Source organism: Allopusillimonas ginsengisoli (assembly GCF_004153455.1).
In the GTDB taxonomy this organism is placed as follows: Bacteria; Pseudomonadota; Gammaproteobacteria; order Burkholderiales; family Burkholderiaceae_B; genus Allopusillimonas; species Allopusillimonas ginsengisoli.
Genome location: NZ_SDQE01000001.1, coordinates 65,239 through 77,337 on the forward strand (window position 1 = coordinate 65,239; position 12,099 = coordinate 77,337).

At 58.1% G+C, this 12,099-nt stretch carries 12 protein-coding genes; 8 read left to right on the top strand and 4 right to left on the bottom strand.

The window, feature by feature from the left end; genetic code table 11:
* Positions 1–133: 133 nt before the first annotated feature.
* Positions 134–841: a TerC family protein gene (locus ERE07_RS00355; RefSeq protein WP_130006901.1), complete on the bottom strand. Its 708-nt coding sequence runs from the start codon at positions 839–841 to the stop codon at positions 134–136.
* A gap of 431 nt (positions 842–1,272) precedes the next feature.
* Here ERE07_RS00355 and cadR point away from each other — a divergent pair, with 431 nt between their 5' ends.
* Positions 1,273–1,704, top strand: a complete 432-nt coding sequence (gene cadR / locus ERE07_RS00360) for a Cd(II)/Pb(II)-responsive transcriptional regulator (protein WP_130006902.1) — start codon at positions 1,273–1,275, stop codon at positions 1,702–1,704.
* A 41-nt stretch (positions 1,705–1,745) separates the two neighbouring features.
* On the opposite strand, the gene ERE07_RS00365 is transcribed toward cadR, so the two are convergent.
* Complete coding sequence (locus tag ERE07_RS00365) at positions 1,746–2,324, bottom strand: DUF924 family protein (RefSeq protein WP_130006903.1); 579 nt, start codon at positions 2,322–2,324, stop codon at positions 1,746–1,748.
* A gap of 93 nt (positions 2,325–2,417) precedes the next feature.
* A complete protein-coding gene (locus tag ERE07_RS00370) occupies positions 2,418–2,792 on the bottom strand; it encodes a tautomerase family protein (protein ID WP_130006904.1) in 375 nt (124 codons plus the stop codon).
* Positions 2,793–2,970: 178 nt separating this feature from the next.
* Here ERE07_RS00370 and ERE07_RS00375 point away from each other — a divergent pair, with 178 nt between their 5' ends.
* The gene (locus ERE07_RS00375; protein WP_130006905.1) at positions 2,971–3,345 is read left to right on the top strand and encodes a SirB2 family protein; all 375 of its coding nucleotides are present in this window, start codon (positions 2,971–2,973) and stop codon (positions 3,343–3,345) included.
* Positions 3,346–3,358: 13 nt separating this feature from the next.
* Here the strand turns inward: ERE07_RS00375 and ERE07_RS00380 are convergent, their stop codons facing one another.
* On the bottom strand, positions 3,359–4,435 hold the full coding sequence (locus ERE07_RS00380) for a YeiH family protein (RefSeq protein ID WP_130006906.1): 1,077 nt from the start codon (positions 4,433–4,435) through the stop codon (positions 3,359–3,361).
* Positions 4,436–4,539: 104 nt separating this feature from the next.
* Here ERE07_RS00380 and ERE07_RS00385 point away from each other — a divergent pair, with 104 nt between their 5' ends.
* From ERE07_RS00385 to ERE07_RS00410, 6 genes are all read left to right on the top strand, one after another.
* On the top strand, positions 4,540–5,502 hold the full coding sequence (locus ERE07_RS00385; protein ID WP_130006907.1) for a LysR substrate-binding domain-containing protein: 963 nt from the start codon (positions 4,540–4,542) through the stop codon (positions 5,500–5,502).
* Positions 5,499–6,962, top strand: a complete 1,464-nt coding sequence (locus tag ERE07_RS00390; protein WP_130006908.1) for a DUF3734 domain-containing protein — start codon at positions 5,499–5,501, stop codon at positions 6,960–6,962. The genes ERE07_RS00385 and ERE07_RS00390 overlap by 4 nt, the downstream gene beginning before the upstream one ends.
* 129 nt (positions 6,963–7,091) lie before the next feature.
* Complete coding sequence (locus ERE07_RS00395) at positions 7,092–7,640, top strand: MarR family winged helix-turn-helix transcriptional regulator (protein ID WP_130006909.1); 549 nt, start codon at positions 7,092–7,094, stop codon at positions 7,638–7,640.
* A gap of 169 nt (positions 7,641–7,809) precedes the next feature.
* Positions 7,810–9,210 (top strand): efflux transporter outer membrane subunit, encoded by a 1,401-nt coding sequence (locus ERE07_RS00400; protein WP_130006910.1) that lies wholly within the window; start codon positions 7,810–7,812, stop codon positions 9,208–9,210.
* Positions 9,211–9,226: 16 nt separating this feature from the next.
* Entirely contained in the window at positions 9,227–10,423 is a 1,197-nt protein-coding gene (locus ERE07_RS00405) for an HlyD/EmrA/EmrK family protein (protein WP_130006911.1), read from the top strand.
* Between the two features lie 2 nt (positions 10,424–10,425).
* Positions 10,426–12,012, top strand: coding sequence for a DHA2 family efflux MFS transporter permease subunit (locus ERE07_RS00410; RefSeq protein WP_130006912.1), 1,587 nt, complete (start codon positions 10,426–10,428; stop codon positions 12,010–12,012).
* Positions 12,013–12,099 lie beyond the last annotated feature (87 nt).

The window sequence follows — 12,099 nt, forward strand, 5'->3', positions numbered from 1 at the left end:
CACGGTCACAGTAGACACCCTGTAGTTGCTACAAGGTCAAGCAGTCTGCGCCATCCTCAAAAAAAGCACCAGTCCGCAAGGAGCTGGTGCTTTTTGCCTGGCAGAAGTGAATCAGGCGGCGATCACAGGGATATCACGCTGCCGCCGTTTTGTCGCGCTTGCGGCGTGCGATCAAGGTGCCCAGACCAACCACGATAATCACGCCCACGGCCTCGGCGGTCAGTTTGAACATGGTGGAGGGTTCACCCATTTTCTGAACGAGGTAGACATCGGTCACGAGCATTCCACCGGCAATCCAGCCCAGCAAGCCTGCACCAAACATGACGGCCATGGGGAAGCGATCAATGAGTTTAAGGACCAATGTGCTGCCCCAGACGATGATAGGCACGCTCACGACCAAACCGAAAATGACCAAACCCATTTGATGGGCGGGATCCGCATTCTGGGCGGCGCCAGCGATGGCGATGACGTTGTCCAGGCTCATTACGAAATCGGCGATGATAATGGTCTTGACTGCTGCCCATACCGACGAACCACCGCTGATCTTGTCGTGTGCATCTTCTTCAGGAATGAGCAGCTTGATGCCAATCCACAGCAGAAGAACCGCCCCGACAATCTTCAGGAAGGGAACGCTCAGCAGCGTTAGCGCAAAGGCAATCAGGGCGACGCGTAAACCGATTGCCCCGGCGGTTCCCCACAAAATACCCTGCATGCGTTTTTTGGGCTCCAGATTGCGACAGGCCAGCGCAATCACGACCGCATTATCACCGCCCAGCAGAATATCAATCAATATAATCTGAAAGACCGCAGCCCAGCTCATCGTCTGCAAAAACTCAAGCATTTTCTATCCTCATACCAAAATTCGAGTTAGTTGGAAATTCGGACCTGGCTGCGTGGATGCCCGCAATGCAAGCGTGCATCCGTTGCCTGAAAAAAAAAGGCCAGGTCCGGAAGGACACAGGCCGCTGCCATTGCAGGAGTGCGCACCTTGCCCTTCATGGCAAGGTCTTGCTTGCAGCACATGCGTGCCGCCCGTGCACCGGGAGCCTGCATACCAAACAGGCGGCCGTAATGACGATGCAACGGAGGAAAGCTACTCCCCTTGATGGACGGAATGTAAGGGCAGACGCTCTGCCATGTCAAGAGAAACATTCAGAATTATCGATCGCTTGCGGCGCCAGGACAGGCACCTTATAGTAGCTATAAGGATTGATTTGAGCGCAAGCATAGTTTGAATCTCCTTATGCGCTCAGCACTTTAGGGACGACAGCCATGAGAATTGGCGAACTTGCACGCGCTGCCAAATGCGGCACCGAAACCATACGTTTTTATGAAAAGGAAGGTCTGCTGCCGGAACCGCCCCGCTCGGAAGGCAATTATCGGCATTACGACGCACGACATGTGGAACGACTGCGGTTCATCCGCAACTGCCGCAATCTGGACATGACGCATGACGAAATACGCGCCCTACTGGCTTTTGTGGATCATCCGCAAGACAACTGCGAGCCCGTCAATGCCTTGCTGGACGAGCACATCAGCCATGTCGATCTGCGGATTGCAGAGCTGAGGCGGCTGAAAACGCAGTTGGCCGGGCTGCGACGACAATGCGCCAACCCACAGGCCATCGAGGATTGCGGCATCATCCATGGCCTGGTCAAGATGCCGGCCAAGGAAAAACCGCCTCCGTCCTCGCATCTGGGCTAACAGGGGGGCGCGAGGCCGCCCTGGCGTGATTCTTCAGGCAGCTAGCCTGCGAACCCACCCTCTTCGAGAAAACGGATTTCATCTGGGGTGCTGTTTCGTCCCATCAGCGGATTGCGATGCGGAAAGCGCCCGAAGCGATCAATAATGGCGCAGTGATCCAGTGCGAAGCTGAGGTTGTCGGACGCGTAGCGGCGATACAGCTCGACACCGTAGCGCTGATCGACCAGTTCTTCGGAGTGTATAAAAGGAACACAAAAGAACAGCACGAGCGCTGAATCGATGTTCTGAATGTGCCCTGCGCCTATGGCCGCTCTGGCATGCACGCGCGCCAGACCGTCGGTGGCAAACATATGGGGCGTGCCCCGAAACGCATTGCGCGGAAACTGATCCAGCAGCAATACAAGCGCAAGCGCGCCAATCGGGTTATCAACCCAGCCATCCAGGCCAGCCCGGGCGGCAAGCCAGTGATGGGTCATGAAACGGTCTCTGAACGCTGCATCAAATGCATCGTTTTTCGCAAACCAAGCCTTGGGGCCTGCCTGTTTCCAGAAATCGACGAGCGCCTGCGCCTGATCCAGACCGAGCGCCTGCCTGCTGTCTTCGATGTCGTGCTTGGCCATCTTGCATCCTGTTTTATCGCGTGTACTCTTGCACGCGGCCGGGTGGCGGCCGCGGCCCCCTCATACTTGCGGGTAGCTCGGCAAAAGGCGCGATCAGCGCCCCATTGCCTTGGCGCTTATTCCACCGGCCATACCCATGTCAGTCTTGGGGAAATCGATCAGGCGTACGCGAACTTCTTCTTCGGACAAACCGGTGATTTCGTTGCCGACACGGCTCAGTGCCGCAATCAGCGCCGCTTTTTGGGCTTCGGTGCGCCCTTCGATGAGTTCGACCACAAACATCACGGCATCCGTGCCGAATTGCCCGCCGTTCAGGTAATGCGTTTCAGGCAGATCGTGCAGCATGACGCGAACGGCGGCCAGCGGCGCGCCAATGCTTTCGACCACGGCATCGCTGGCGCGCTGCAGTAATTGTTTTTTTTGCTCAGCCGGAAAATGTTGGCTGGTGGAAATTGTGACGTACGGCATAGTCTCTCTCAAGGTTATGAAAGTTGATGAAGGCGGGAACCATTATCGCTGCGACTGCGCATTCGGCACAAGGCCATGTATCATCCCATGACAGCGTGTTTTGCCATGCGCGTCGTACACTATCGCCGATTCGCCCGATTCGGGCGGCTTGCCCGCATTTCACATTTATCTTTCAGGCATGAACTACTCACTGATCAAACATATCCATATGACGGCCGCCGGCCTGAGCATTCTTCTTTTTGTGGTCCGTGCCTACTGGTCGGTAACCTGTTCCACCAGGCTGCAGGCACGTACGATAAAAATCGTGCCTCACATCATCGATACCGTGCTGCTGGTTGCGGGAATCATGCTGGCGGCCGTTATCGGACCCGAACAGCCCTGGATACTCGCCAAGATCGTCGGGGTGCTGCTCTATATCGGTGTTGGCACGGTCGCAATAAAACGCGGCAAGACGCCCAAAACACGCGCCATTGCCGCTGTCGTGGCCGTAGCCATCTTTGTTTATATCATCGGCATTGCCTTGAACCACAACCCGATGTCCTGGTTTTCCTGATTCAGATTGCCGGTTACCACGACCCCATCAGGTACTGAACGATCAGGCTGCTGACCGCCACCGAAACCCATACGCCCAAGCCCAGCATGATTGGGCGGATGCCGGCAGTCGCCATCCGGCGCAGGTCTGATGACAGACCGATGGCTGTCAGCGCGACCACTATCAGGAACTGGGCCAGCAGATGCAGGCTGCTGTTCAGGCTTTCGGGGATCAGGCCCGTCGAGCGCAGGGCCGATGCCACGAGGAACCACAAGATGAACCAGGGAAAAATGCGCGCCAGGCTGAAGCCCTGGCTGCCTTGCTTTTTCTCGCGCCAGGCAACCACTATCGCCAGGACCAGACAGATTGGAATGATCAGCGTGGCGCGGGTCAGTTTGACAATCGTCGCCGCGTCGCCAGCCGCCTGGCTGTAGCTGTACCCAGCCGCCACGACCGACGACGTGTCATTGATGGCGGTACCCGCCCACAGGCCAAAGCCAGCATCCGACATGTTCAGCAGATGGCCCAGCGCGGGGAATAGCAGCACGGCCACGATATTGAATATAAAGATTGTGGAAATAGCGAAGGCTGTTTCGTGATCATCAGGCTTGATGATGGGAGTGATAGCGGCGATCGCTGATCCGCCACAGATTGCCGTGCCCACACCAATCAGGGTTTTCAGGCGGGAGCCTATGCCCAGCCAACGGCCCAGCAGCCAGGCAGAAACAAAGGCCGCGGTAATGGTGATCAGTGTTACCCACAAGGACTCCAGCCCGGTACGGGCAACCTGCTGTATGCTCAACCCAAACCCCAGTGCGATAATCGACCATTGCAGCACCTGTTTGGAGGCGAATTGCAGCCCGGGCTTGAATACCGGCCCGACGCCAATCGTGTTCCTGAGCGCCATCCCCAACAGAATACCGAACACCGGCCCGCCGATCAGAGGCATCCACTTGCCCAGCACCATGGCCAGGATACCCACGACAACGGCCAGTGCCAAGCCGTACAGCAGGGAGGGAGAGCGCGGTGCCGCATCATGGCGGCTGCGCGTCTTGCTGCCACGTTTATGTGTGCGTAGGGATGATTGTGTAGCTGTTCCGGACCCGGTCATGGTGTTGCGCCTATATATATTTAGTAAATTACTTGAAGTAATTTTACGAATCTCTATCCTATAAATAAATTCACTAATCTTTATTTGTTGCATAAAATATATTGATGATTGGAATCAGCGTCAGACAACTGGAAGTATTCGTGGCCATCGCCAGCACCGGCAGCGTGCGGGCTGCGGCTGAACGTCTGTTCGTCACGCAGCCAGCCGTCAGCATGGCTCTGGCAGAACTGGAGCGGCAGCTCAATGGCCAGCTGTTTGATCGCGAGCGTGGCCGGCTGCACCTGAGCCCTCGAGGCAAAGAGGCCCTGCCCATGGCTCAGGAAGTGATCGAACGCCTGCACGAACTGCTGCGCCACAGCCAGGGCACGGACCAGATACTGACGGGTGAATTACGGATCGGGGCCAGCAACACCGTCGGTAACTATCTGGTCGGCGACCTGCTCGGCCCCTTCGTGTCGCGGCACCCCCAGGTGTCGCTCAGAGTCAGTGTGGAGAACACGTCAGCCATCGCCTCGGGGCTGGTGGAGCACCGCATCGATGTGGGCTGTACCGAGGGCCCCATTAATCACCCACAACTTGAGTCTTTCCCGTGGCGCGAGGATGAACTCGTCGTCTGCTCGGCACCCACTCACGCGTTGGCGCAAAAAGCCAAGCTCAAGCCCAAACACTTCGAGGGAGCGCAGTGGATACTGAGAGAAAGCGGCTCCGCCATGCGCAATCAAGTCGAACAGGCGCTCTCCGCATTGCCTTCAGGCACCATTCTGCTGGAGCTTGGCCAGGTAGAGGCGATCAAACAGGCTGTGATTGCCGGACTGGGCATCGCCTGTCTGCCGCAGGCCGCAGCCGTCGACTCCGTGGCGGCCGGGCGGCTGACCATCCTGGACACACCCTTCCTGGATTTGCGGCGGCGTCTTTCGCTGGTACTGCACAAGTCGCGATACCGTGGCGCGCTTATTGAGGCATTCATGCAAAGCCTGTTGGCTGGCGGCGAGAACAATACAGCGTGCAACGCAGGTCTCTATACTACGGATGATGCCAGCGCAAACTCCTTGGATAAAAAGTCATGAAACGCCAACTTGAGCTTTTCACACAGGCCACTTCGACGGCTGAGCGTTCAGAACGTCGCGTCGTCGCCGCTTCGCGCAAACAGCCCAGTACGCAGCGGCTGCGCGCCACAGCAGGCAAGCAGACCGCTGCCGCAAAAAAGGCTGTGCCCAGACCCTCGGTGAAAAAAGCCCTGGCGCCTGGCGCCAAGAACCCGCCGACCAAGGCTGCTACCGAAGCGGCGGCGGGCCCAGAACCCAGGCAACCCATTCCCGACGCAACACAGTCCGCAAGTACAGGGTTGCCTCCTTACGAAACCGTCGCCCTGGTGTTGCAGGGGGGCGGCGCGCTGGGGGCTTATCAGGCCGGGGTGTTCGAAGGTTTGCACGAAGCGGGGCTGACGCCTGACTACCTGGCCGGCATTTCCATTGGCGCGCTCAATACCGCCATCATTGCCGGCAACGCGCCGGAAAACCGTGTAGCGCGCCTGCGCCAGTTCTGGGAGACCATTTGCGAGCCCAACGGCGGTATCGGCCTGCCGCCTTTCGTCGAACGCACCATCTTCGATATGAACGACCTGTCGCGCCAGGCGCTGAGCGCCATGCACGCCGGCAATGCGCTCATGATGGGCCAGCAGGGTTTCTTCAAGCCGCGTTTTCCGCCGCCCTCGAGCATGTTGCACGGCCAAGCCGCGGCGACCAGCTATTACGACACCGGCGCACTCAAGTCCACGCTCGAGTCTCTTTGTGACTTTGATCGCATCAACGAAGGAGGACTGCACGTCTCGGTCGGTGCAGTCAATGTCCGCTCAGGCAACCTTGTTTATTTCGACAATCAATCCACCAGGCTGCGCGCGGAGCACTTCATGGCATCGGGCGCGTTGCCGCCGGCATTTGCCGCCGTTGAAATTGACGGCGAATACTATTGGGACGGCGGCCTGGTCTCCAATACGCCTCTGACGCAAGTCCTGGATTCCCGGCCCCTGCGCGACACACTGGTGTTTCAGGTGGACTTATGGAGTGCGCGAGGCAAACTGCCCACCAATATGAGCGAAGTATCCGACCGCATCAAGGACATCCGGTATTCAAGCCGCACCCGCCTCATCACGGACGAGGTACGCTGGACGCAATACCTGCGCCACATTCTTGAGCGCCTCTTGCAGCACATTCCTGCCGATGTCCGGGACACGGATCCTTACTGCAAGATGGCCCAGGACCTGGCCTGCAACAAGCGATACAACGTCATTCATCTGATCTATCGCAACCAACCCTACGAAAGACACTACAAAGATTATCAATTTGGCATGTCAACCATGAACGCTCATTGGGCAGGAGGGCTCGAGGACATCCGCCGCACGCTAGCCAGCCCAGAGCGGCTGGCCATGCCTGAAAATGCATCCGGCTTTGTTACCCATGACATCCATCGCGAAGAAATCGAACAGCTACTTGAAAAGGTCGCCGCAAAGGCCAGCGGCGTCAGTTAAAAGCGGCTCGCCGATCCGATCTTTCTGCCCGGCGGCCGGCAACACCGCGCTTCGCAGCCTGTTGACTCTCCAGTGTTTGCATAAACAGTATTTGCTTAGGCAATAACAGCGGAGGTAAACTCTTCTGTCATGAAGAAAGCCGCTGCACCCACTCCTGCCAAGTCCACCGCAAAGGCCGACGCACAGCGGCGGCGCGCGCAATCCTTTTATAAGGCCACGTCGGCATCATTGGCCCCGGATGTCAACCTCGGCCACCTCATCAAGCAGCTTCAATCCTCGCTCAACCGCATGATGGAGCAAAAACTGGCACCGCTGGGGCTGACCGCCATGCAGTGGCGTCCCCTTGCGCTTATCCGCTTTCTGAACATCAACACCCCGGCGGAATTGTCGCGCCGCACGTTTATCGACACAGGCGCCATGACGCGTGCGCTGGACAGACTGGAAGCCAAGAAATTCATTACTCGGCATCGCTGCCCGGAAGACCGGCGCGTGGTACGCGTAGCGTTGACGGACGCCGGAAACGATGTCGCGGACCACATTCTCCCAGCCGTTGCCGCCACCCTGAATACCCACCTGGACGATTTCAGCGTCGATGAAATCAACACCCTCATTGGCCTGATCCAGCGCATGCTGGTCAATGGCGACCAGTCCGTCGAAGACGACGCCAGCCGCGCCTGATCGCGCTTACCAGCCGGATTCATTCTTATTGCATAAAAATCAGCGGGCACCTTGCTTGCCATGACTGATTCTGGTTCTATATAATCACTGCCTAGGCAGTTACTTACTAGGCAACTATATTCAGCTTGTTGTCAGCAAACAGACTGCCGCCACTCTTTCTCAGAAACACATGAAAGCCTTCATTCCCTTATTGCTCGTCGCGGCCTTGTCTGGCTGCGCCGTGATTGATCCCGGTGAGTCCAAGGTGCCGCAGTTGGGAGCCGCTCAGGTCGGGTTGCAGCACAGCGACGCACCATGGCCAACAGCACAATGGTGGCATCGCTACAACGATTCCCAACTGACCCAACTGATAGACCAGGCGCTGTTGGGCAGCCCATCCATGGATGCGGCGCAGGCAAGGCTCGCCATGGCCAACGCTGCCGTAGGCGGGGCACGCGCAGTCCAACTGCCTCAGGCGGATGCCAACTTCAAAGCCACGCGGCAGCGATTCTCCGGCAACTACATCTACCCTCCTCCCTACGGCGGTTCGATGATGACAGACGCCGATCTGCGCCTTAACTTAGGCTTCGATCTGGACCTGTGGGGCCGCAATCGTTCGCGCTACGCTGCTGCGGTTTCCAGTCAGCGCGCAGCCATGGCCGACCTGCAAATGGCCCGCAATACACTGGTGAGCGCGGTTATCCAAAGCTACTACAAGCTGCAAGGCGCCCTGGCCCAGCAAACCGTTCTGGGCGAGATCGTGAAGCAGCAGGAAAATATGCTGGATATTACCCGTCAACGACTGAAAGCCGGGCTGGACACGCAAATCGAAGTCAAACAGGCTGATTCCGCCGTTTCGGCGGCTCGGGTGCAACTGAGCCAGGCCGCCACCAACGCCAAGCTTTTGCGTAATCAATTATCTGCCCTGCTGGGATCGGGCCCGCAACGTGGCGACCACATCAGCCAGGTTGCGCTCACCAGCATGCCTTCAATGACACCGGGCAACATCCCATTGGAACTGCTTGCCAGGCGTCCTGATATTGTCGCGGCCCGTGATCGCGCCGCAGCAGCCACCAGCCAGGTATCGGCAGCCAAGGCGGAGTTCTATCCCAATGTGAATCTGGCTGCCTTCGCCGGCTTTATGTCCTTGGGGCTGGACAATCTGCTCGAAGGCGCCAGCAAAACCTACGGCATCGGCCCGGCCGTCTCCCTGCCTATTTTCAATGGCGGCGCACTTAACGCCCAGTTGGATACACGCAAAGCGGAACGCGATATAGCCGTCGCAGACTACAACCAGACGCTCTTGACGGCGGTTCGCGAAGTGGCCGATGCCAGTGCCGGCATCCAGGCGCTCAAGCAACAGGCCATAGACCAGGCGGCAAGCCTGGAAGCCATCAAGTCAGCTTATGAAATTGCAGTAGACCGGTACAAGTCGGGCCTGGGCAACTTCATACAAGTGCTGCTGGCGCAAAACGAAGTCCAGAAGCAGGCGCTTCTGGACACTGACCTGAGAGCCCGCGCATTCGCGCTGGATGCGCAGCTAGCCACGGCACTGGGTGGCGGTTATGGCGCCGCAACGACGACACACTGATCCAAGAGAAACATACATGAGTAAAGACAAACAACCGGCGTCCAGGCGGAAATCGCTGCTGATCATCGCCACGCTCAGCTTTATCGCCCTTGGCATTATCTATGGCGTGTGGTGGCTGCTCTTTGCATCCCACTTCGAAGAAACAGACAATGCCTATGTGCACGGCAATCTGGTCCAGGTCACATCGCAAATACCGGGTACGGTCATTGCCATTGGGGCGGATGACATCGATCGCGTCAAACGCGGCGAGCAATTGGTTACGCTCGATGCAAGCGATGCAGATATCGCTTTGCAGCAGGCTCAGGCAGCGCTGGCCCAATCGCTGCGCCAGACTCAAACCATATTCGTGCAGAACAAAGCCCTGGAAGCGGACATCAGCGTGCGGCAAGCAGATATCGAGCGCGCCAAAGCCGATCTCGCCAAAGCACGCAGCGACCTGAAACGCCGCCAGACCCTGGCGCACTCAGGCGGTGTCAGTGGCGAGGAAATCCTGCACGCGCAGACGGCCGTGAAATCGGCCCAATCTGGCCTTGCCCAGGCCGAGGCCGCGCTGGCCGTTTCTCGCGCGAAGCTGGAGACCAATCGCGCCCTCACCGCCAACACGACTGTCACCGATCACCCCGATGTACAGCAGGCAGCAGACAGGCTGCGCCAGGCCTGGCTTGCCGCAAGTCGCACACGCATACTTGCCCCCGTGGATGGCATGATCGCGCAGCGCTCGGTACAAGTGGGGCAGCACGTGGCCCCCGGCACGCCCTTGATGACGATTATCCCCTTGAATCAACTGTGGGTGGAGGCCAATTTCAAGGAAGGCCAGCTGCAGCGCATGAAGCCCGGCCAGCGCGCCACGCTGGTTGCAGATATCTATGGCAGCAACGTGACCTACCACGGCTGGGTTCAAGGCTTGGCAGCCGGAACCGGCGCGGCCTTTTCGTTATTGCCGGCACAGAACGCCAGCGGCAACTGGATCAAGGTGGTTCAGCGCGTTCCTGTCCGCATTGCGCTCGACCCCAAGGAGCTGGCCGAACATCCCTTGCGTGTTGGGTTGTCCATGAAAGCAGAAGTCGATCTGTCCGACCCCAGCGAAGAAGATATCAGGCAAGCGCAGGCGGTGGTTGACGCCAACGGCCTGAGCACCACGGTCTTCTCACAAGACAAGCGCCAGGCCAATGCCATGATCGCCAAGATTATCCAGCAAAACACAGGTTCCTGATTATGCCGGACACCGAAAAGCCTGTAGCCTCGCCCCCGCGCCGGGCGGCCGTCGTTCACCAACCATTGGAGGGACGCGCCCGCACCTACGGCACGATTGCGCTGTCCGCCGCAGTGTTCATGAATGTGCTGGACTCGTCCATTGCCAATGTCTCCATTCCCACCATTGCTGGCGATCTGGGCGTGAGTGCCACCCAGGGCACCTGGGTCATTACCTCGTTTGCGGTAGCCAATGCTATTACGGTTCCGCTGACAGGATGGCTGACTCAGCGCTTCGGACAAGTACGCCTGTTCGTACTCTCGGTACTGCTGTTCGTTATTTCATCCTGGCTTTGCGGCTTTGCCTGGTCGCTGGAATCACTGGTGGCGTTTCGTGTACTCCAGGGTGCGGTTGCCGGACCCATGATCCCGCTGTCGCAATCGTTGATGCTCAGCTCCTACCCCAAGGAAAAGGCAGGGATGGCGCTTGCCCTGTGGTCCATGACCATTCTGGTTGGCCCTGTCGCCGGGCCACTGCTGGGCGGATGGATCTCCGACAATTACAGCTGGCCCTGGATCTTTTATATCAATGTGCCAGTGGGGCTTCTGGCGGGCTGGGCATCATGGCAGCTCTATAAGGAGCGCGACTCTGCGCGCACCAAGCTGCCCATCGACACCATCGGGCTCGGCCTGCTTATCGTCTGGGTTGGTGCGCTTCAACTCATGCTGGACAAAGGCAAAGAACTGGACTGGTTCGCGAGCACCCAGATTGTCATCATGGCCATCACTGCCGTCATGGCCTTCGTTTTTTTCGTCATATGGGAATTAACCGCCGAACATCCCGTGGTAGACCTTACGCTGTTCAAATTCCGAAATTTCACCGCAGGCGTAATCACCATCTCCGTCGGCTACGGTGTCTTCTTCGGGACAGTGGTGCTGTTGCCCTTGTGGATGCAAAATACACTGGGCTATACCGCCACTTACGCAGGCATCGCCTCGGCGCCTGTCGGCATACTGGCCATCCTCATCTCGCCGCTGGTTGGCAAGCTGCTTGCCAAACACGATCCACGCATCATTGCCACATTTGCTTTTCTGGTTTTTTCGCTGATCAGCTTCATGCGGGCGGATTTCAATACGGATGTTGATTTGTACACCATTATGCTGCCCACCTTCATCCAGGGTGCAGCCATGGCAACCTTCTTCATCCCCCTCACCACGCTCACGCTATCGGGCCTGGATCCGCATCGCATACCGGCCGCCGCCGGGCTCTCCAACTTTGTCCGCCTGCTTTTCGGCGCCTTTGGAACCTCCATCACCACTACGTTGTGGGACAACCGCGCAAGCCTGCATCATGCACAACTGACGGAGATTGCCCGCCCCGGCGAACCAGCGTTCGACGCCGTCATGAACGGGCTGCAGCTCAAGGGCATGACACACCAGCAATCCGCCTCTCTCATCAACGGTCTGATCAACCAGCAGGCCTACACGCTATCCGCGCTGGATATTTTCTACGCCTCGGGCGTGCTGTTCCTGTTTCTGATTGCCCTGATCTGGATTGCCCGCCCAAAAACCAATGTCAGCGCGGGAGGTGCTGCGGCTGGCGCACATTGATGGCACCTTGATCATGCACAGGCACGCTGTTTGCTGACTCGCAAATGAGGTGGCGGAAAGTGTGCCGAGGCGCTCGTTCCGCTCTTT